Origin of the sequence: Pseudoalteromonas sp. GABNS16E (genome assembly GCF_028598715.1) — a bacterium.
In the GTDB taxonomy this organism is placed as follows: domain Bacteria; phylum Pseudomonadota; class Gammaproteobacteria; order Enterobacterales; family Alteromonadaceae; genus Pseudoalteromonas; species Pseudoalteromonas atlantica.
The window spans coordinates 104,038-124,296 of the sequence record NZ_JAQREZ010000001.1 but is presented as its reverse complement, the minus strand read 5'-3'; the positions used below and the strand labels follow the sequence as shown (position 1 = coordinate 124,296).

At 39.3% G+C, this 20,259-nt stretch carries 19 protein-coding genes, 1 tRNA gene and 1 pseudogene; 16 read left to right on the top strand and 5 right to left on the bottom strand.

From position 1 onward, the window contains the following. Positions 1-53 precede the first annotated feature (53 nt). The 5 genes from PSI06_RS00550 to PSI06_RS00530 all read left to right on the top strand — a co-directional run bounded on the left by PSI06_RS00550 (position 54) and on the right by PSI06_RS00530 (position 4,465). Positions 54-701: a glutathione S-transferase family protein gene (locus PSI06_RS00550; protein WP_273602913.1), complete on the top strand. Its 648-nt coding sequence runs from the start codon at positions 54-56 to the stop codon at positions 699-701. A 101-nt stretch (positions 702-802) separates the two neighbouring features. Next, a complete protein-coding gene (locus tag PSI06_RS00545; RefSeq protein WP_273602914.1) occupies positions 803-1,357 on the top strand; it encodes an elongation factor P hydroxylase in 555 nt (184 codons plus the stop codon). Beyond that, entirely contained in the window at positions 1,347-2,477 is a 1,131-nt protein-coding gene (locus PSI06_RS00540) for an ATP-NAD kinase family protein (RefSeq protein ID WP_273602915.1), read from the top strand. Before PSI06_RS00545 ends, PSI06_RS00540 begins: the two co-directional genes overlap by 11 nt. 4 nt (positions 2,478-2,481) lie before the next feature. After that, positions 2,482-2,757 (top strand): YfcL family protein, encoded by a 276-nt coding sequence (locus PSI06_RS00535; protein WP_004587288.1) that lies wholly within the window; start codon positions 2,482-2,484, stop codon positions 2,755-2,757. A 151-nt stretch (positions 2,758-2,908) separates the two neighbouring features. Beyond that, positions 2,909-4,465, top strand: a complete 1,557-nt coding sequence (locus tag PSI06_RS00530) for an AbgT family transporter (RefSeq protein ID WP_121637194.1) — start codon at positions 2,909-2,911, stop codon at positions 4,463-4,465. An 80-nt stretch (positions 4,466-4,545) separates the two neighbouring features. Here PSI06_RS00530 and PSI06_RS00525 read toward each other — a convergent pair whose 3' ends face one another. The 3 genes from PSI06_RS00525 to PSI06_RS00515 form a co-directional block, all read right to left on the bottom strand. Further along, positions 4,546-4,881 (bottom strand): hypothetical protein, encoded by a 336-nt coding sequence (locus tag PSI06_RS00525; RefSeq protein WP_248531111.1) that lies wholly within the window; start codon positions 4,879-4,881, stop codon positions 4,546-4,548. 387 nt (positions 4,882-5,268) lie between these two features. Next, positions 5,269-7,086 (bottom strand): DEAD/DEAH box helicase, encoded by a 1,818-nt coding sequence (locus PSI06_RS00520; protein ID WP_004587284.1) that lies wholly within the window; start codon positions 7,084-7,086, stop codon positions 5,269-5,271. Between the two features lie 162 nt (positions 7,087-7,248). Next, positions 7,249-7,512 (bottom strand): GrxA family glutaredoxin, encoded by a 264-nt coding sequence (locus tag PSI06_RS00515; RefSeq protein WP_004587283.1) that lies wholly within the window; start codon positions 7,510-7,512, stop codon positions 7,249-7,251. A 261-nt stretch (positions 7,513-7,773) separates the two neighbouring features. Here PSI06_RS00515 and PSI06_RS00510 point away from each other — a divergent pair, with 261 nt between their 5' ends. The 10 genes and pseudogenes from PSI06_RS00510 (at position 7,774) to PSI06_RS00470 (ending at position 17,532) form a co-directional block, all read left to right on the top strand. After that, entirely contained in the window at positions 7,774-8,775 is a 1,002-nt protein-coding gene (locus PSI06_RS00510) for a response regulator (RefSeq protein ID WP_273602916.1), read from the top strand. 51 nt (positions 8,776-8,826) lie between these two features. After that, positions 8,827-9,423: a cysteine hydrolase family protein gene (locus PSI06_RS00505; RefSeq protein ID WP_273602917.1), complete on the top strand. Its 597-nt coding sequence runs from the start codon at positions 8,827-8,829 to the stop codon at positions 9,421-9,423. Continuing rightward, complete coding sequence (locus PSI06_RS00500; RefSeq protein WP_273604967.1) at positions 9,416-12,235, top strand: PAS domain-containing protein; 2,820 nt, start codon at positions 9,416-9,418, stop codon at positions 12,233-12,235. The genes PSI06_RS00505 and PSI06_RS00500 overlap by 8 nt, the downstream gene beginning before the upstream one ends. Positions 12,236-12,813: 578 nt before the next feature. Continuing rightward, on the top strand, positions 12,814-13,065 hold the full coding sequence (locus PSI06_RS00495; RefSeq protein WP_273602919.1) for a hypothetical protein: 252 nt from the start codon (positions 12,814-12,816) through the stop codon (positions 13,063-13,065). A gap of 299 nt (positions 13,066-13,364) precedes the next feature. Beyond that, the gene (locus PSI06_RS00490; protein WP_273602920.1) at positions 13,365-14,186 is read left to right on the top strand and encodes a putative bifunctional diguanylate cyclase/phosphodiesterase; all 822 of its coding nucleotides are present in this window, start codon (positions 13,365-13,367) and stop codon (positions 14,184-14,186) included. 87 nt (positions 14,187-14,273) lie between these two features. Next, the gene (locus PSI06_RS00485; RefSeq protein ID WP_273602921.1) at positions 14,274-14,597 is read left to right on the top strand and encodes an Hpt domain-containing protein; all 324 of its coding nucleotides are present in this window, start codon (positions 14,274-14,276) and stop codon (positions 14,595-14,597) included. A gap of 58 nt (positions 14,598-14,655) precedes the next feature. Then, a pseudogene (locus PSI06_RS21450) lies at positions 14,656-15,582 on the top strand (sigma-54-dependent transcriptional regulator); the annotation flags it as partial. A gap of 38 nt (positions 15,583-15,620) precedes the next feature. Next, the gene (locus PSI06_RS21445; protein WP_353936432.1) at positions 15,621-16,049 is read left to right on the top strand and encodes a helix-turn-helix domain-containing protein; all 429 of its coding nucleotides are present in this window, start codon (positions 15,621-15,623) and stop codon (positions 16,047-16,049) included. Between the two features lie 258 nt (positions 16,050-16,307). Then, positions 16,308-16,838, top strand: a complete 531-nt coding sequence (locus PSI06_RS00475; RefSeq protein WP_064386792.1) for a peroxiredoxin-like family protein — start codon at positions 16,308-16,310, stop codon at positions 16,836-16,838. Between the two features lie 247 nt (positions 16,839-17,085). Next, entirely contained in the window at positions 17,086-17,532 is a 447-nt protein-coding gene (locus tag PSI06_RS00470) for an Hsp20 family protein (protein WP_004585880.1), read from the top strand. Positions 17,533-17,590: 58 nt separating this feature from the next. Here the strand turns inward: PSI06_RS00470 and PSI06_RS00465 are convergent, their stop codons facing one another. After that, a complete protein-coding gene (locus PSI06_RS00465; RefSeq protein ID WP_273602922.1) occupies positions 17,591-19,147 on the bottom strand; it encodes a cryptochrome/photolyase family protein in 1,557 nt (518 codons plus the stop codon). Between the two features lie 90 nt (positions 19,148-19,237). Further along, positions 19,238-19,699, bottom strand: a complete 462-nt coding sequence (locus tag PSI06_RS00460) for a globin (protein ID WP_121637199.1) — start codon at positions 19,697-19,699, stop codon at positions 19,238-19,240. Between the two features lie 376 nt (positions 19,700-20,075). On the opposite strand from PSI06_RS00460, the gene PSI06_RS00455 reads away from it, so the two are divergent. Next, positions 20,076-20,152 (top strand) — tRNA-Met (locus PSI06_RS00455). Positions 20,153-20,259: the final 107 nt, after the last annotated feature.

Below are 20,259 nucleotides of genomic sequence, written 5' to 3'. Positions count from 1 at the left end.
TTGTTTAATCACCTAGTAAGGTAGGGAAGCCTATTCACTTTGGTATATACAAAATGCAATTATTTATCGGTAATAAAAACTATTCTAGCTGGTCATTACGCGCATGGTATTTAATGAGTAAATTTGATGTTCCGTTTGACGAAACCCAGCTTGTGCTCGACACCAGTGACTTTTACGACGAACTAAAACAACACTTCCACGTTCAAAAAGTGCCGGCGTTAATTGATGGTGATTTGCAAGTGTGGGACTCGCTCGCAATTTGTGAATATATTAACGATGCCTATTTATCGGGAGCAGGGTGGCCTAAATATATTACTCAGCGAGCTACAGCGCGCGCATTAAGCGCTGAAATGCATACCGGCTTTATGGCACTGAGAAACGAAATGCCGATGAATATAAGAGCCACACGTAAAGTAACGCTATCAAGTGCTGCACTAAAAGATATTCAACGTATTGATGAGATATTTTCCCAGCAGCAAGATGTGTTTCCTAATGAATGGTTTTTTGGCGACTTTAGTATAGCCGATGCGATGTACGCCCCCATTGTACTTCGTTTTAAAACGTATCAGATTACCTTATCCCCAGCGGCGCAGCAGTATTGTGATTTTGTGATGCGTTGCCCTGTTTTGCAAAAGTGGATAGCCCAAGCACTTACAGAAACCGATATAGTGCAGTGCGATGAGGCGGGAGTAGAGGTATAACTCGCTCATCACTTTTACTTTAAAGGTAAAAGCCCGTACAATTCGTCTCGTTTTTAGTGCGCTAATTTTGCGCTGTAACCGAGACGAATTAATCAGTTTTTATGCATTACATAGCCGATCTTATATCTATTTTCGATAGTGTTTTTTATCAAAGCCATAACACTCGCTTAGTAAAAGGCGATGATGAGCCTGTTTATCTACCTGCCAATAATACCCATGGTTTTAATCAAATTGTATTTGCCCACGGCTTTTACGCCAGTGCCCTACATGAAATAGCGCATTGGTTAGTGGCTGGCAATAAACGCAGAGAGCTTGAAGATTATGGGTATTGGTACTGCCCAGATGGGCGAGATAAACACCAGCAAGCTGAATTTGAAAACGTAGAAATAAAACCACAAGCCATAGAGTGGCTGCTCAGCACCGCTGCTGGCTTTGATTTTAATGTGTCGGTAGATAACTTGAACGGCGAGCAAACTTGCCGGTTTGATTTTCAGGCGCGAGTACACCAGCAAGTATTAATGTTATTAGAGCAGGGAGTTAACGCACGTACTTATGCATTATTAAAAGCGTTAAGTGATTTTTATAAAACACCGTGGCCGTTAACCGCTCAACAATTTAATTGGCAACACCCTCAGGAGTTACAAAATGCAGTTTAAGTTAGGCTTAATTATTAACCCTGTTGCAGGACTTGGTGGCAGCGTTGCTTTAAAAGGCAGTGATGGCGAAAACACTGCTGCAAAGGCAATTGAGCTGGGGGCGCAAGCCAAAGCTAACAGCCGCACACAGGCAGCCCTGGAAGTACTTGTACCCTATAAAGAGCAGTTAACAATTTATACTGTAAATGGCGATATGGGCGAAAAAGCAGCACGCGCACTAGGCTTTACTGTTGAGGTAATTTATACCGCCAATACCGTAACAAGCGCCGATGATACTGAGGCTAGCGCAAAGCTACTTAAAAATTTAGGCGTAGATTTAGTCCTGTTTGCTGGTGGCGATGGTACTGCGCGCAATATTTGTCATGCCATAGAAGATACCGTACCAGTGCTGGGTATACCTGCTGGCTGTAAAATTCACTCTGGCGTATATGCAATTACACCTAAAGCAGCAGGGCGCGTAGTAGAAATGCTAGTAAAAGGCGAGCTAGTTACACTTGCAGATGCCGATGTAATGGATATTGATGAAGAGGCGTTTAGGCAAGGCACCGTAAAAGCTAAGCGCTACGGTGAAATGCAAATACCAAGCGAAGTACGTTATGTACAAGCGGTTAAAAATGGTGGTAAAGAAACAGACGAATTAGTACTTGCCGACATTGCAGCGCATGTGGTGAGCGAAATGGATGAAGACACTTATTACATTATGGGTAGTGGCTCAACTGTTGAAGCAATAATGCAAGAAATGGGGCTGGATAATACTTTATTAGGTGTAGATTTAATTAAAGATCAAACCCTAGTTGCTCAAGACTTAACTGCTAAACAGCTACTTGAGTACACGCACGGGCAAGCTACTCAATTAGTTATTACATTAATAGGCGGGCAAGGCCATATTTTTGGTCGAGGGAATCAGCAGCTAAGCCCTGAGCTTATTCGCACCATTGGCAAAGAAAACATTATTGTGGTGGCAACTAAAACCAAATTACACGCGTTGAACGGGCGTCCACTTATTTGTGACACCGGCGACAGCGCTTTAGATGATGAATTAACAGGTTACATTAAAGTAACCACCGGCTATAACGACCATATTATGTATGCTGTCGGTTATGAAAACCAGGAGAAGTAACACAATGAGTTTAGTGAATTATATTGATGCTGCGCAGCAATACTTTGATGATTTAGTAATTAAAGCAACAGATGATGAGCTGTTCGCTGGTGGTTACTTGCGCGGACATTACGACCTTGCAGTAGGCTATGCAGAAGTAGAAGAGCTGACAATTTCTATTGATGAGCTCAACGAAACCGTGGAGCAAAGCTTAGTTAAAGCATACCGCAATGGCGAGCTAAACGAAGAAGATAAAACCTTGGTTGTTAGGCTTTGGGAAGAAGTGAAAGCCCTCGCTTAATCGTTGTTTAGTTCACAATTATAAAAACGCGGCGACGATAATGAAGCCGCGTTTTTTTATGCTCTATTTGTGCCCATAATAGATTTATTGGTTAATTTACTGTTACACATTAATAGTATATTGTTACTTAAACCTATTTTGGGAGCTTTAAATGAACAATAATAATCAAGCTGCGGTACCTACAGGGTTAATCGCGCGTTTTTTAAACTTTGTGGAGCGAGTTGGTAACAAACTTCCCGATCCGGCGATTATTTTCTTATTCGCTATGTTACTTATTTGGTTGTGCTCGTGGTTACTGTCGGGGGTGAGCTTTGACGCGTTAGACCCACGGACAGGCCAAGCCATTGTTGTAAATAACCTATTAGAGGGCGACTCACTTGCCTCGTTTTTATCTTCCATGGTAAAAACCTTTACAGGCTTTGCACCGCTAGGGGTGGTATTGGTTGCCATGTTAGGTGTGGGAGTGGCTGAGCACTCGGGTTATATCAATACAGGCCTTAAGCTAATGCTTAAAGTTACCCCAAGGCAACTGCTGACCCCTTCAGTCATTTTAGTAGCTATTGTAAGCCATACAGCAACCGATGCTGGCTACGTATTAGTGATCCCATTAGCGGGTGTTATTTTCTTTGCCGCAGGGCGACACCCATTAGCGGGTATTGCAGCCGCATTTGCTGGTGTGAGTGGTGGATTTGGCGCTAACTTTATCCCATCAGGAATAGACCCATTACTGCAAAGCTTTACCCAAAGTGCAGCGCAAATTATTAACCCCGATATGTCGATTAACCCCCTTAATAACTGGGCGTTCACTTCTGCTTCGAGTTTATTTATTGTGTTATTAGGCTGGTATATCACTGACAAAATAATAGAGCCTCGGTTAAAAAACACAGCACTTAATGAAGACACCCAAAACTTACCCGCGTTTGATGAAGCTAAAAGTGATGAAAAACGCGCTTTTTTTATAGCCAGTAGCGTAATGATTGCAGGACTTGCTTTACTTGCATTCGTATCCGCTCCTGCCGATTCAGCAATGCGCAGTGCCGATGGCTCACTAACTAATTTTAGATCGCCCCTGATGCAATCTATCGTGCCTTTAATCTTTTTATTATTTTGGATACCCGGTGCCGTGTATGGTTTTACCGTTGGTACCTTTAAAACCTCAAAAGATATGATAGATGCGATGAGTACCGCGATGAGTGGCATGGCCTATTACATTGTAATGGCGTTCTTTTGTGCGTTGTTTATTGCTGCGTTTTCTAAGTCTAACTTAGGGGCATTAATGGCCATTGAAGGGGCGCAGCTTTTAAAAGCAATGGAGTTACCCAGCGCCGTAACGGTTGTGGGTATTATATTTTTAACCGGCTTTGTAAACTTGTTCGTTGGCTCAAGCTCAGCAAAATGGGCATTACTGGGACCTATTTTTGTACCAATGTTAATGCAGCTAGGTATATCACCCGATTTAACCCAAGCGGCTTACAGAATCGGAGACTCTAGCTCAAACATTATTACCCCACTTATGCCGTATTTCCCATTGGTTGTGGTGTACTGCCAAAAGTACGTAAAAGATACCGGTATAGGCACGCTTATCGCGCTTATGATCCCTTACTCAATCGCGTTTATGATTGGCTGGAGTATTTTCTTGCTAGGGTATTGGGCACTCGGTATTCCGTTAGGGTTAGATGCGAGTTACGTTTATCCGGCGTTACCTTAACTTAAACCTTAATTTATGAACCTCACTCACTGGAGTGAGGTTTTTATATAAAAATGCAGCAATGTAAAAAGTAGTGTTAATTACCTTTCTAATTCTCTCACTATATAGCCAAATAAACTCGCCTCACCAACAATATACACATAATCGTTTTTGTTATTCATTATTGTAGACTTATCGTCGTACCATCTAAAGTCGTGCGTTTTGTTAGTTGTAGGGTCTTTAAAGTATAAACGAGTACAACTATCTTCATAATCAGACCCACATTCTTGTACATCAGTGAGGATATATTCCTTATACCAATAATCGCCTTGCGTGTAGTAAGCCCATAACTCAATGGGGGCTGAGAGTAAAAAATAGAGAGTTGCATAGATTAACAAAGGGAGTAATGGGTAGATGAAGATTAATGATAACTTCATTTTTGTATCTGAAAAGCTATCTTTAAGGTGCTCTCTATAGTCACTGCAACGTCTATATTTTTTGATTACAAGTACATGGAGATAGATAAATGATGCCCCGCAAAAAATAGGCAGCGCTATATAAAAAATAGCCTCATAAATTTTATTTTCGATAAATGGCGGATCGGTAAAACCCATTAACATAAGCATGGCAATGCTCAGTATTGGAAAGCTTATTATTGCTGCAAAGAGCAAGTTGTCATAATATTTTTTCAATTTTAATTCATCCGTGAATTATAGTTTTTTCTTAGTTTACAGAATTTTTATTTTTTACAAAAGCAGTGGCTTTAAAACAAAAAAACCTTGGCACTTTCGTGGCAAGGTTTTTAATAACGTAAGCTATAAAGCTTAGTTAGATGTGAAGCTCACAGGGCGACGTTCTTTACGAGGACCGCCACGCTTATCACCGCGTTGGTTGTCTTTGTTAAAGCTACGCTTTTTATCACCACTTGGGCGCTCAGCGCGTTCACCACGTGGCTCAGCTGGGCCTTGATCTTGTGTTAGTGTCATACCCATTGGGCGTTTACAAATAAACACTTTTTGGAAATGATCAAGTACATCTTTAGGCATGTTTTGCGGTAATTGAACCGTACTGTGACTGTCGTGTAGACGAATGTCACCAATAAACTTGCTTGAGATATCAGCTTCGTTAGCAATCGCGCCAACAATGTTTTTAACCTGTACACCGTGCTCACGACCCACTTCGATACGGTAAGTATCCATAGGGCCTGCATCGCGGCTGTTACGCTCGCGAGGTTTACGCTCAGGGCGGTCACCACGTTCGTTACGACGACGGTCATTACGATCGCCACGCTCGTTACGTGTATTACGCTCGTTGCGAGGTTGAATCTTAACTTCTTCAACTTTAATTGGCGACTGTTGCTGTGCTAAACACAGTAATGCACCCGCTAGGTCTTCTAAAGATAAGTCTAGTTTTTGTGCCATGCTAGCAGCAACTTCATTGAAGAACGTAATGTCTTTGTTTTCAAGAGCAAGCGTAAGCTTTTCTTTTAACGCATTAATACGTTTTTCTTCAACTACTTTAGCTGTAGGTAGCTCAACCTGTGCAATTTCAGACTTAGTATGGCGAATAATATTTTTAAGTAAATAACGTTCGTTATGCTTAACAAATAAAATTGCTTTACCAGTACGACCAGCACGACCTGTACGGCCGATACGGTGAACGTAGGCTTCTGAGTCTTGTGGAATATCGTAGTTGATAACTAAGCTTAAACGGTCTACATCAAGACCACGTGCTGCTACGTCTGTTGCTATAACAACGTTTAGCATACCGCTTTTTAAGCGATCTACCGTGCGTTCACGTGCTTGCTGGTTCATGTCACCATTAAGTGGCGCAGCAGAGAAACCTTCGCGCTCTAGTAACTCAGCAAGTTGCACAGTGTCGTTACGTGTACGTACGAAAACAATAGCACCTTCGTATTGCTCTGCTTCTAAGAAACGAACAATGGCTTTGTTTTTATGTACGTGTGCATTCCAAAACACTTGCTCAACAGATGATACAGTTGAGTTACGCGCAGATATATGAACCTGTTCAGGGTTATTCATATATTTGCTGCTGATGTTTTGAATTTGCTTAGGCATGGTCGCAGAGAAAAGACATGTTTGCTTTTCGCGCGGTGTTTTTTCCATGATGTTTTCAACATCATCGATAAAGCCCATACGTAACATTTCATCGGCTTCATCAAGTACAAGTGCTTGTAAAGCATCAAACTTGATAGTGCCACGGTTTATGTGATCGATTAATCGACCCGGAGTAGCAACAATAATTTGTGCGCCACGACGAAGTGCGCTTAATTGAATGCTGTAGCTTTGGCCACCGTACAGTGCTAATACTTCAACACCACGAGTACCTTTTGCATATTGTTCAAATGCCTCAGCAACTTGGATCGCAAGCTCACGTGTTGGTGTGAGTACAAGGATCTGTGGCTGTTTCACAGACGGGTCAATATTGTTTAGTAACGGCAGTGCAAATGCTGCAGTTTTACCTGTACCCGTTTGTGCTAGTCCCAGTACGTCCTTTCTTTCTAGCAATAACGGTATACATTGAGCTTGGATTTCAGATGGTGTCTTGTAACCCAACTCTTCAACTGCCTTTAAAATTGCAGGAGAAAGATTTAGAGATTCAAACGTGACTGGTTCTGACATTAATACGCCTCAACGAATTTAAAGAGGCGCGCATTGTATAGGAAATACGAGGCAATTGCTTGTATAAATTACAACTAATTTGTATGTGGTTGATGTTGGTCGAAATTTAACCAGGTTAAATATTTGATTTTTTAAGCTGGTTAACAAGCTATATACAAAGCGTTATTTATATAGGCCTAGATTTTCTTTTGCGTAAGCTTCAAATTCAGTAAATCCACCAATGTGAGTTTGATCTACAAAAATTTGTGGCACAGTTGGGCATGGTTTTCCTGCAGACTTTTCTAAATCCGCTTTGCTAATGCCTTCTTTGATAATATCGATGTAACGAAACTTAAAATCATCACGCTCATTTGATAGTTGCTCGGCAACATCTTTAGCACGTACACAAAATGGGCAGCCTTCGCGGCCAAAAATTACTGTAAGCATAATACTCTCCTCAATTTAGTTGGGTTCATATTAAACGATTAATTAATAATTTAAAGCGCAAAAAATCGATTGGTTAATTCTGTTTTACTGTTAACTCGCTTAATTACTCATTTGCCATGCATTTTGAATTGCAATTTGCAAAAGCGCATTTATGCAAAGGTTGTGTAATTTTTAAATCTAATGAATTCATCGTATTAGTAAAGACGCTGCAAGTGGCATGTAAATTGATATTTAACTACAGAGCCATTCTTATTAGGAACGATGATGAGTAATAACAGCCATGTTTTAGAAATTATTCAAGGGGTAATTGCCCGCTTTTGCAAAGCAGATAACACAAATGTGGCAATTACACTCATCAACAAATTACAGTGTAATTATATTTGTTTACAGGTGTCTCCTGAGCAAATGATTATCCAGTGTGAAGCGTTTATTTTACCTTCGCTAAAAGCCGCTAAAAGCCATTTTGTGCTAACAGTAGAGGCCAATTTACAGGGTATTAATTTAAATTACTGGGTAGATTCGAATCCTGAAATGCACACCATTGATATACACGGTTTACCTGCAACTCGTGAGCCAATTTCATCGGTAGATACAAACAAAGAGTTTATTAGCGCAGCCAATAGTAAAGACGACTTAGAGCAAAGCATTCATTACCTAGTTAATTTAAGTGCGCAAAACTATGGTTTAAAAGTCGCCGACAGCAACCACACCAACGCTTTAAAAATTGAAGATGCGCGTCACCTATCTGCAGAGCAACTTGCGAGTGATTTTTTAAATAATGGGGCGTCTCAGAGTATAAAAATTTGCGCATTTGATGCGCTCAGTGAGCTGCAAAGCCATCACGCTATTTCTCAACCTGTATTGGCGTGGCCGTTTTTTGATACTGACTTAGTAAATGCGGTTAATAATTTAAATACCCACAGCAAATTATCTGTATTGGTTGCTGATGACAGCTTGCCAAGCCAAGTGGCGACCAAAGTCATGCTTGAAATGCTTGGCTGCGCAGTAACCTGTGCAGAAAATGGCTCAAGTGCCTTACTTATTGCCCAGCAAGAACCTTTCGATTTACTGCTGTTAGATGAGCGTATGCCAGGTATGTTTGGCAGTGATGTGGCTCAGCAGCTCATTAAACAAAACACCCCAAACGACAACACGCCAAAAGTTATTTTAACGGGCATTACTGAGGAGCAGCAAATTGCTCAGTTGTTCGAAAAAGGGGTGACGCACTATCTTCAAAAACCGGTAACAAAAGCTGTATTATAAGAGTTTATTAAGCCTTGGCAAGCTGCCTAAAGGCCCGTTTAGGAGGACGTTATGAACGATTTATCAAAAACAGCTTTGCTGCTCATTGGTTTTCAAAATGATTACTTTTCGCCTGATGGCATTTTATACCAAGTGGTTGAAGAGTCATCAAGAGTAACCGGCGTGGTAAATAACACGTTAGCGCTGCTTGACAAATACATAGATAAATTTGCATTAGTGCTCAGTACGCCTATTCACTTTACACAAGATTATAGCGAGCTTAAAAACCCAATTGGTATTTTAAAAGTGATTGCCGAAGTAGGGGCTTTTAAAGCCGACTCTTATGGTGCTCAAGGCATTAAAGTGTTTGATAAATATGGCAAACGTATTATGCAAATACCCGGTAAACGCGGGTTAAATGCGTTTACTCATACAGAGCTTGCAAATGTGCTTAATAAAAATGGCATCAATAACATTGTTTTAGCAGGCACGGTGACCTCTATTTGTATTGACTCTACCGCGCGTTCTGCGGTAGAGCTTGGCTTTAATGTGACGGTACTTAATGACTGCACATCAAGCAGAACGCCGTTTGAGCAATCATTTTACTGTGAAGAGGTTTTTCCGCTTTATGCCAAGGTGTGCAGCCACACAGAACTAGTAAATGAATGAGGCGCATATGGAAGAAAAAGACGAGCTACAAGTACAAGTTCATTACGCGCTAATAGAGCAGCTTTCTGCAAACACCCGCAGGCAAACTAAGTTACTTGCCTTACTTGATGAATGTGTATTTGAATGTGATAAACATTTAGTGTTTAGCTACGTGAACGAAGCATGGCTTAATAAGTTGGGTTTTACGCCGGCCATGCTCATAGGTAAAAAAATCACATCACTGTTAGAGACCAAAGACTCGTTAAAGCTGTCAGCGTATATTGAGTCTATTTTTGAAGGCGTTTTTAGTGCCAGTATAGAGCTGCAAGTAAAAAATAATGACGGCCTTACTAACTGGTTTGAAATGCGCTTGGCTTGCGACGATAGCGGCGGGTTTATTGGTTCGTTGCATGACATTCAACGACATAAAGACTACCAATATTTACTCACCCAGCAACAAGAGTACGCTAAGCGACTTTCTTTAGTGGCAAGCCACACCAATAATTTAGTTATAATTACCGACCGATTTGGCAAAATAGAATGGGTTAATAAAAGCTTTGAAACGCTTACTAGTTATAAATGTGAAGAAGTCATCGGGCTTAGCCCCGGTAAACTGTTGCAAGGGCCTAAAACAAGCCTAGAGTCGCGCCAGTTAATGGCTAAAGCGATTAAAAATGCCGAGCCTTTTCAAATAGAAACCGTTAATTATGATAAAAATAAAAACGAATACTGGGTTGCTATTGATGCTACCCCTGTAAAAGATGATTACGGTAATGTTAAGCATTTTATAGCCATAGAAACCAACATTACCCAGCGTGTAAAAGCTGAACAAGCCATGGCTGAAATAGAATATAACTACCACTTTGTGGTCGATAACATCCCTGATATTGTATTGAGGTTAGATGCGCAGGGCGGGTTATTGTTTATGAACAAAGCATGGCAAGATTTTTTCCAAACAGACATAAATAAACACCTTGGCTTACCCATTGCTAATTTTGTAATGGGTGAGGATGTGGAAAAGCTAAACACAGCTCTTACAGGCTACAGTAGTGGCAATCGAGAAGTTAAACGTTTGGATATTAGGTTAACCAACGCGCTTAATGAGCCAAATTGGGTTGAAATGACCCTCACACCCATTACCTCATTTAATGGCACACACTTAACGTCTATAGCGGCGACCGTGGTTGATATTCAAGAACGTGTGATAGCTGAACAAATACTCTTAGATGCTAAGCACCAGGCTGAATCGTTGGCTGAGTCTAAAAGTCGCTTTATGGCCAATATAAGCCATGAAATACGCACACCTTTAAATGCAGTGATTGGCTGTGCAGATATCTTACACGACACTGGGCTTACAACAGATCAAAAACGTTACACCCAAATGATTAAAACAAGTTCAGATGCATTATTGAGTATTTTAGATGACGTGCTGACCTACTCACGCTTTGAAGCGCAAGCAATCTCAATAGATAATCAGCCATTTAGCCTCGATATTTGCTTAGAAGAGGCTATTGATATTGTAAGTGAAAGCGCCGTGCAAAAAGGCCTCGAACTTATTTTTGATCTGCACCCTGATGTTCCTGCGCAGGTGGTGGGCGATCATGGTCGTATTAGACAAATTGCAATAAATTTACTCTCAAATGCCATTAAGTTTACTCAAAAGGGTTCACTTATAGTGACAGCACAGTGTGTTGAGTTTGAAAATAATAAATTTACGTTGCAGCTTAGCTTTAAAGATACAGGAATAGGCATTGCGCAAAACAAGCTCGAGAGTATGTTTAAGCCGTTTATACAATCGGATAACTCTATCACTCGGGAATATGGCGGCAGTGGCTTAGGTTTAGCCATATGTAAGCAAATATGTGATGCTGCAGGGGGCAGCATTACTGTTAACTCGCAGTTTGGTAAAGGGAGTGAGTTTATTGTGAATTACCCTTTATTAATAGATACAAGCGAGCAGGTGCAAAGAGAAGGCTTTTCAGCCAGAACTAAAAAGCCCTATGTGTGTGTGATTAGTAAAAACTTGCAATTAAACACGGCGATAGAGCATATGCTTACTCGCCATTCGATAGATTTTTCACGCCTTGAAAACATCGAAAAGCTAGACAGTATCAATACGTCCGACGCTATTGTTACCATTAATAAAGCCGATTTAGACGCAGCGCAACAATTTTTAAAAAGTTACAAGAGCCTAAATACACCGTGTTTATTACTCATAGACCTACTGGGTAAAAACCAAAAAACAGAGGCGCCGAGCTCTGGTATGTTGATGTTTAATGGGCCTTTTAAGCCTTCGCATTTACCCAGAGCGATTGCTGCGCTTGAGGAAGAGCTTTTTCATCTTGATATTATTTTTACTAATAAAAAAGAAACTACACTAAACACAACCACTATTAATGCTCAGCCATTCAAAGGTACGCACGTACTTGTGGTTGAAGACAATAAAAATAACCAAATTGTGATTCAGCAATTTTTAGAGCAGCAAGGGTGCTTAGTTAAAATAGCCAGTAATGGGCAAGAGGCGATTGAAAAAGTTAAAACGCAAACAATAGATTTAATATTTATGGATATTCAAATGCCAATTTTAGACGGTATTTCTGCCACTAAAAAAATCAGAGAGTTAGCTATTGTCACCCCTATTATAGCGTTAACAGCGAATGCGATTCATGGAGATAAAGAGCGTTTTATTAAAGCAGGAATGAATGACTATTTAGCTAAACCAATTATTAGCGAAAAACTCAATTTGCTCTTAAATCAATACTTACCAAAACTTAATGATGCTAAACACTCTAAGTTAGAGCGCATTAACGAAATTTGGTCGTTATTAAAGTAACAAGCAATGCAACCGTGCTTTTAGGTAAATAGTTATAGATGGCCTTAAGGTATTTGCGATTAAATTTTTAATTTGTTAAGTAAATAAACATAAATAGTGGGTTTAGCAAAAATTTAACCTCAAAAGGTTAAAGTTGACTGTTTTCTCAAAAAAGCGGTGGCGATTGAGTAATGCGTAGTCAATTACTTTTACTGCCTAAAAAGCCTTAATGTATTAAGCAAAACTGTAAATAATGCTTAAATACTAATCCTTTTTAATTGATTGGGTTGTGTAGGTTGGTTCTTAATGGTTATTTTTAAATTGGTTTGCATTTTGCAAATCAAAATGAAATTGAAATCTCATAATGCAAATATCCGCTCAGCTATTTTTTATTATCCCTATCAAGGTAATTCATTTACCCATTGATTTATAAGGACTTAAATTTTTCATCATCATTAAATTTATTTTGGCATGGCTTTCGCGATATAAACACCAAGTAGAGCGAAGTTATCATTGATATAAATTTGCTAAGTAGTTAAATAAATTTTAAGGGTGTCCATTATGCAAACTAATACTAAAGTTAAACAGCAACCAAAAAAATGTCTTTTGTTCTTACTCTAGAGTTGATGGTGCTGTCTATTATTGTTGTTGCAGCTGTTATTGTTGGTGCAACAGCACTGCGAGGCACCGTTACTATTGAACCTGTTAATAAAGGTAATACCGAGATGTTCACCAATAAATTTAGCAATAGTGATTTAGATAATGCCACTATTGAAAGCAACACATTAAACTACGCTCAAAACATAGATGAGCAATCTGCCCAATCAGGCACACAAGGTTTAAACAACTAAACAATACTTCTCCTTTAGTATTTATTTCGGCTGACTCTAAGCAATTAGGTCAGCCTTTTTATTTTTAAAGCCACTTTATACCCAAACCATCGCTTACTCCTGCTCCCACTTTAAATCAGCTTGCGTGTCAGTGTGATTTGCAAAATGCAAATATATATATCAATAATTTTAGACTAACAACCCGACTTTAACCAATTGAATTTTATATATTTATTTTTTGTTTTTGACGGCTCGTTTTGGTCTGTAATTTGCAATTTATGTAACAAGCTTACGGTGAGCCCTTATTTGTGGAGAAATTTATGAATGCTTTTAAAAGTTTAGAGCCTATCAATACGGTCAACATTGCACGCTGGCATGATCTTGAGCAAATTATGGCTCATGCAATGAAAAACCATTGTTTTAATATGGTGTACCAGCCGCTTGTATCTTTAACAAGTGGGCAATTAGTTGGCTTTGAATCATTAGTGCGCTGCGAATCTTCACGCTATGGTGTTGTTGGCCCAGATGAATTTATTCCGCATGTAGAACAGTCAGGTATGATTTTAGATTTAGGTGATTGGATTTTTAAGCAAACCCTAAGCGATTTAAGCCAAATGAGAAAAATAGGTATGAATGATATAACTATTTCATTGAATATTTCGCCGGTACAAATTATTGAAGGGGATGTGTTTTCTAAAGTAATGAGCTTACTTGACAAGTATCAAATAGACCCCGCAGCCATAAAAGTAGAATTAACAGAAACAGCATTAATAAAAAGTCCGCAGCGTATTGCTAAAACATTTGAGCATTTTCATAAAGAAGGGGTAAAAATTTGGCTAGACGATTTTGGAACGGGCTATGCATCTTTAGGCCTTTTAAGGCAGTTTAATATTGATGGGCTAAAAATAGATCGCAGCTTTATAAGTGGCATTACAACGAACAATGAAGACTTTACTCTGTGTAGTGCAATTATTGCTATGGCGCAAAGACTCGGGTTAGAAACCATTGCTGAGGGGATTGAACAGCGCGAGCAATTACAAATATTAGAGCAGCTAGGGTGTGATGTAGCACAAGGTTACTTACTCGGAAGACCATGTAGTTTAGCTAATAATACGGCGACATGGGTAAAAATGTACACTTAACTTAATGTTTAGATTTGCAAAATGCGAAAAACGACTTACTCTAAAAGTATAAAAGCTTTGTATCACAATAATAAATAAAGGCCTAATATGCCAATACCTGAAGAATATATTGATAACACCATCACTCAAGCTCATGTGCTAGCGCAATTAGAGCAAGATGTTGGCTCACTCACTTTAGTAAGGCTGGTAAACTTATTTATTAATGAATTAGAAGAAATGCGAGTTCGTCTTAAAAATGCAATTGATGAGCAAGGTGAAGATAATATTAAAGATATAATGCACGTACTTAAAAATTCTGCGGCGCTATATGGCGCATTAACTTTGGCAGCCCTTGCCAGTCAATTACATGATTACCCCCCGTCACCATTGATGAAAATATTCACGCTGCTCAGATCGTTCAACATAATCTAGAAAAAACCCACGCTGCATACCAAGTTATTGCTAATAATATTACTTAAAAGGCTCTGCCATGAACGATTCTCAAAAAAAATCACTGGTTTATATAGTAGAAGACAGCATTGCAAGCGGGGCTTTTTATGCGAGTCAATTAGAGCAAGCAGGGCACGAATGTAAACACTTTACCGATGGCTACTCTGCCTTGGTAGGTATAAAAGAGATGATGCCTGATGTCATTGTCCAAGATGTTTGTTTACCCGATATTAGTGGCTTAGAAGTGCTGCAGTTTGTTAAAAAGCAAGAAAAGCCCGCTAACGTAGTCATGATCACCTCAAATAGCTCTATTGATGTTGCAGTAGAGGCAATGCGTTTAGGTGGTTTTGATTTTTTAGAAAAACCGTTTTCAGGCCAGCGCTTAGTGAGCGCCGTAGATAGCGCGCTTTCGCAAAAAGCACCTCCTGCAGTTAAAATTCAAGAACAAAAAGCGCAAAACACTTCTGGGTTTATTGGTGAATCGTTAGCAATGCAAACGGTGTTTAGGCTTTTAGATAGTGCAGCGCGAAGCAAAGCATGTGTTTTTATTACAGGTGAGAGTGGCACAGGTAAAGAGGTGTGCGCGCAAACTTTGCACGACACTAGCCCACGAAGTGAAGGGCCATTTATTGCAATTAACTGTGCTGCTATTCCAGGAGAGTTATTTGAGTCAGAGTTTTTTGGCCATGTAAAAGGGGCCTTTAGCGGAGCGCTAAGTGACAGGAAGGGGCTGTAGAAGTTGCAAACGGTGGTACTTTATTTTTAGATGAGCTGTGTGAAATGGAGCTCAACCTACAGGCTAAGTTATTGCGTTTTTTACAAACGGGTGCGTTTAATCGGGTAGGTAGTAGCGAGGTTTTACACAGTAATGTAAGGCTAGTGTGTGCAACAAATAGAAGCCCTGTAGTTGAAGTTGCCGAAGGGCGTTTTAGAGAAGATTTATACTATAGGCTTAATGTTATTCCTGTAAAGTTACCTCCGCTACGCGAGCGAGCTGGCGATATAATGTTGCTTGCAAAGCAGATTTTAAAGCAAAAAAGTGAAAGTAACGCTAAGTTATTCCATCGCTTTTCAAAAGAAGTTGAAAACCTTTTTTGTAACTACGATTGGCCAGGTAATATCCGTGAGCTGCAAAATGTTATCGAAAATATCGTTGTTATCAACGAGGGTGACGTAGTTGAGTTAGATATGTTGCCAAGCTCATTTGGTGTTAATTCTGCTATTCCAATCAAAAATACCAGCTCGTCTCAATCTGCAGAGCAAATACAAACTAACTCGCTTATGGGCGTACACGACATAGAGCCCCTTTGGCAGGTTGAAAAAAGGGCAATAGAGTCGGCAATAGCTGTATGCGATGATAACATTCCACTTGCTGCGGCCTATTTAGGCGTAAGCGCCTCGACTATTTACAGAAAAATAAAAGGTTGGAGTTAGCTTTACGTTTCTTACTCACATCTTCTTGGTGTTTATTCTGTGCTAATGCTACTTAAAAAGAGCAAGGTCCCTGTTTTATCTAACATTTTATTATTCTGCTTACAGCTTATAATTCTCCTAATCACATTAAACAAGGCTACTTAATAAAAGCGAGTCGCCTGTCATTTCGTTCTCAGTTACATTTTCATGGTTGAAATAAACAAAGATACCCTAAGCTCTATTACTACACCCTAAGTTTAATAGTAAAAGGAGATCACAATGAGTAACGTTAATTTACAGCCAGCGAGTGTAATGCAGCCTTTAGTGGTAAGCGATTTAGATAACAATGACGTGAATTTAGTTGACCGCGTAAGCGACAAACCTTGGAAAATGATAGTGGTGTACAGAGGCCAGCATTGCCCTAAATGTACCGAGCAACTCAACGAGCTTGCAACAATGCATGACGATTTTGCCAGCGCAGGTGTAGAAGTCGTAGCAGTAAGTGGCGATAGCGAAGAGCAGCTTAAAAAGCATCTTGAAAAAATAGACGTAAATTTCCCTCTTTATTACAATTTAACCATTGAGCAAATGACTGATTTAGGCTTATACATTAGTGAACCGCGCAGTGATGCTGAAACAGATCACCCTTTTGCTGAGCCTTGTATTATTGTTTTAAACGAAGACAACCAAGTACAGATGCTTGATAAATCAAATAGTCCATTTGTTCGCCCAAGCCTTAAACAGCTGCTAGGCGGTATTAAATTTTCACGCGAAAACGACTACCCAATTCGCGGTACTTTTATTAAGTAACGTGTATTGAGTAATTTGATGAATATACGAAGAGGGCACATTTTTGTGCCCTTTTTTATTTTTTTCACTTTTTTTAATTTAATTACTTGAAAACTATTTTACTGCCCATAAATAGTTTAGTGAGGACGCCTGATGGGTCCCAAAAAAATACAGAAGTTATTGAAATTTATATTATTAATTTAATTATGTTGTACTTGTTCAAACGAAAAGTAACAACATTATATCGCTTAAATATGAGGATATTATTATGCGTACAGTAGACTTATCACCACTTTATCGTTCATTCATCGGCTTTGATCATTTAGCATCTTTAATGGATGCGGCAGCTCGTACAGACAAGCAGCCTAGCTTTCCTCCTTATAATATCGAAGCACTAGATAAAGACAAATACAGAATCACTATGGCCGTTGCTGGTTTTAGTGAAAATGAACTGACCATTGAGTCAGAGAACAACACTTTAAAAGTTGCAGGCACTAAACCAAACAAAGATGAAAATGAAGAGCGCAAGTTTATTCATCAAGGTATTGCTGAACGTAACTTTGAGCGTAAGTTTCAACTTGGGGATCATGTAAAAGTACTCGGTGCCGATTTAGCCAACGGTCTGCTTAGCATTGACCTGGAGCGCGAAATCCCAGAAGCACTTAAACCTCGTAAAATTGAAATTGGCGGTGGAAACCTAATCGAAGGTAAATAATCGCTAATAAACATTTTCCCTGATTGTAGCCGCCTCAACTGAGGCGGCTTTTTCGTTTTTATAACTCGTTTATATGCGTTAAATAATAATTTGCTTGGGCTAAGGTCTGCTGTTGAAGTTGGGGCGTTTGTTTATCCCAGTTTCTATAAACCATGCCAATGCGTGGGTTTTTTTCAAGTAATGCGCGGTGTTTATCCATAAATTGCCAATATAAGCTGTTGTAAGGACACGCCTTCTCACCTACTTTTTGCTTAACATCATAATGACAGTTTTTGCAGTAATCGCTCATTTTATTGATGTAATTACCACTGGCTGCATAAGGTTTAGTGGCAATAATGGCATCATCTGCAAATTGGCTCATGCCACGGGTGTTAGGCATTTCAACCCATTCAATGGCATCAATATAAACCCCTAAATACCACTGGTCGACTTTATTAGGGTCGATGCCTGTTAATAAGCAAAAATTACCAATGATCATTAATCTTTGAATATGATGAGCGTATGCGGTGTCTAAGCTCTGCGTTAATGCATGGCTTAAACAGTTCATTTTTACATTACCCTGCCAAAAGTACCCTGGTAACGACTGGTTGGCCTGTAATTGGTTTTTTTGTGCATAGTCGGGCATGTTTGTCCAATATATACAGCGAACATATTCACGCCAACCTAGGATTTGCCTAACAAAGCCCTCTACTTGAGAAATCGAAATTGTGTCGGGGTGAGCATTAAATTCGTCAATTACACGCCTAATAACGTACAGCGGGTGGATTAACTTGGCGTTTAAAGCAAATGATAAACGGCTATGGTACAAGCTGGCGTTATTTGTAACTTGGTCGGTCATTGCATCTTGAAACTGGCCGAAATTTTTTAGCAGGTGGGTACAAAAATACTCTAAACACGTTTTGGCTTGTTTGCGAGTGAGCGGCCATGGCAGCTGCTGAGGATTTATTTCACCAAAGTAATTTACGTTATGTTTTTTAAGTCTGCTAATGATAGAGCTTACATCGTTATTAAATAATTTTGGCGGGGGGATAGCGTTTAAATCTGCTTTTTTAAATTTGTTTCTGTTATTACTATCAAAGTTCCATTGACCTCCTTGCGGGCTACTCCCGTCCATAAGAATAGTGTATTGCTTGCGCATAGCACGATAAAAGTGCTCCATAGTCACATGTTTGTTTTTTTCAAACCGCTCGTTAATACGTTCAAATGGCAGCATAAAATGCTCAGTGTCATAGGCTTTAACGCGAAAACCAGACTCTTTTTTAAATTTACTTAGCTGTGCTTTGAGACGAAATTCATCAGGGTATTGATAATGTATTTCACTGCAACGATACTGTTTAGCTATGCGCGTGAGTAAATCAGGTAAGGTTTTGTCTTGGTGGGTATCATCTAGGGTAAGGTGAAGTGTGCTGTAATCCGCGCTTTGTAAAGCTGTAGCAAAACGCTCCATCGCATAAAAAAAAGCACATAACTTTTGCACATGGTGCTTAACGTAATTGGTTTCTTGTTTTAACTCGGCAATTAAATAAAGCGTATCAGGCTCTTTTTCTTTAAACCACGAATGCGAAGCATTAAGTTGATCACCTAAAATTAGGCGCAACACTTTATAATGAGCCATAAACCACCTAAATTTAGTTGTACGTAAAAAGCGACAACGTGGATCTAGGTAGTTTGCTCATACGTGCATAAAAGCTAAGGCGTGTGTTACTTAAAGCTTACTTGAGCGAAGTTGAGTGATTTTTTGCTCAAGCGAAATAACATTTGTTTTGTTAAACAAGGTTGTATTAGCAAAACTTTCAAAATAACGAAGCGCTTTTTGCCAAGCAAATTGTGTTTGTGCGGTGAATAAACGCCCTAAGTGCTCGTTTAAGGTATCGTAAAAGGCATCGCACAGTAGCGATATTTCTTTTGGTGTAACGCCCATCTTTTTTAAGTATTGCAAGTGAAAGGTTAAAAATGGGGCAACAGAAGATGGGTTATCTAAATGCCTAACTATACGTTCTAAAACACAATATAAAATATAACTTTTTTCGTTAAAATAAGCAGCACTTGGGTACTGCATTGTTATATTTGACTCTTCAAGCTTTGCATGAAAGCGCGCGGTAAACGCATGAAAGTTTGGCTTAACTATATGCAAACTTTTAATTAACTGTGGCTGATAAGTATTCATTAGCAATCTCATTAAATTTTGTAATTTTTATTTTTATCCACATCGGTGAGCTTTTAGTATAGTGCGTTGCTCAAATATCGCACGTAATCTAAACGTAAAAAGCACAAAATTGTATCAGTTTTATGAATTTTAGATATTTTATTTATGAATATACGGCTTTTTACGTACATATTAGTGACGTTACGATTACCATTTTAACGTCTGCATAATCATAGTACATACTGGTGAAGCTTAAAATGGGGGTTCACTGATTTTATCAAACTTATTAGTTATTATGGTTGCTAATTACCCCGTATATCCTTATAATAGCCGCCATTGTTTAGCGGTTGATTAACCACTAACAGCAATATTGAATTTTAGGTTTAATATCTATTGGCGCGGGATGGAGCAGCCTGGTAGCTCGTCGGGCTCATAACCCGAAGGTCGTCGGTTCAAATCCGGCTCCCGCAACCAATTTTTATAGTAGGTATATCCTTACTAATTCTATATCGCGCATTCTAAGTAATGCGCGTTTTGCGTTTAAGCTAATGTAGTTTAATTTGGTCAGTGTAATGACCCGC

What these genes read in the sequence shown, in the direction of transcription:
- PSI06_RS00490 (WP_273602920.1), top strand. Translation starts at nt 13,365, where the DNA reads ATGAATGCTTTTAAAAGTTTAGAGCCTATCAATACGGTCAACATTGCA.
- PSI06_RS00520 (WP_004587284.1), bottom strand. Translation starts at nt 7,086, where the DNA reads ATGTCAGAACCAGTCACGTTTGAATCTCTAAATCTTTCTCCTGCAATT.
- PSI06_RS00470 (WP_004585880.1), top strand. Translation starts at nt 17,086, where the DNA reads ATGCGTACAGTAGACTTATCACCACTTTATCGTTCATTCATCGGCTTT.
- PSI06_RS00515 (WP_004587283.1), bottom strand. Translation starts at nt 7,512, where the DNA reads ATGCTTACAGTAATTTTTGGCCGCGAAGGCTGCCCATTTTGTGTACGT.
- PSI06_RS00485 (WP_273602921.1), top strand. Translation starts at nt 14,274, where the DNA reads ATGCCAATACCTGAAGAATATATTGATAACACCATCACTCAAGCTCAT.
- PSI06_RS00525 (WP_248531111.1), bottom strand. Translation starts at nt 4,881, where the DNA reads ATGAAGTTATCATTAATCTTCATCTACCCATTACTCCCTTTGTTAATC.
- PSI06_RS00535 (WP_004587288.1), top strand. Translation starts at nt 2,482, where the DNA reads ATGAGTTTAGTGAATTATATTGATGCTGCGCAGCAATACTTTGATGAT.
- PSI06_RS21445 (WP_353936432.1), top strand. Translation starts at nt 15,621, where the DNA reads ATGTTGCTTGCAAAGCAGATTTTAAAGCAAAAAAGTGAAAGTAACGCT.
- PSI06_RS00495 (WP_273602919.1), top strand. Translation starts at nt 12,814, where the DNA reads ATGTCTTTTGTTCTTACTCTAGAGTTGATGGTGCTGTCTATTATTGTT.
- PSI06_RS00510 (WP_273602916.1), top strand. Translation starts at nt 7,774, where the DNA reads ATGATGAGTAATAACAGCCATGTTTTAGAAATTATTCAAGGGGTAATT.
- PSI06_RS00475 (WP_064386792.1), top strand. Translation starts at nt 16,308, where the DNA reads ATGAGTAACGTTAATTTACAGCCAGCGAGTGTAATGCAGCCTTTAGTG.
- PSI06_RS00500 (WP_273604967.1), top strand. Translation starts at nt 9,416, where the DNA reads ATGAATGAGGCGCATATGGAAGAAAAAGACGAGCTACAAGTACAAGTT.
- PSI06_RS00530 (WP_121637194.1), top strand. Translation starts at nt 2,909, where the DNA reads ATGAACAATAATAATCAAGCTGCGGTACCTACAGGGTTAATCGCGCGT.
- PSI06_RS00550 (WP_273602913.1), top strand. Translation starts at nt 54, where the DNA reads ATGCAATTATTTATCGGTAATAAAAACTATTCTAGCTGGTCATTACGC.
- PSI06_RS00505 (WP_273602917.1), top strand. Translation starts at nt 8,827, where the DNA reads ATGAACGATTTATCAAAAACAGCTTTGCTGCTCATTGGTTTTCAAAAT.
- PSI06_RS00465 (WP_273602922.1), bottom strand. Translation starts at nt 19,147, where the DNA reads ATGGCTCATTATAAAGTGTTGCGCCTAATTTTAGGTGATCAACTTAAT.
- PSI06_RS00545 (WP_273602914.1), top strand. Translation starts at nt 803, where the DNA reads ATGCATTACATAGCCGATCTTATATCTATTTTCGATAGTGTTTTTTAT.
- PSI06_RS00540 (WP_273602915.1), top strand. Translation starts at nt 1,347, where the DNA reads ATGCAGTTTAAGTTAGGCTTAATTATTAACCCTGTTGCAGGACTTGGT.
- PSI06_RS00460 (WP_121637199.1), bottom strand. Translation starts at nt 19,699, where the DNA reads ATGAATACTTATCAGCCACAGTTAATTAAAAGTTTGCATATAGTTAAG.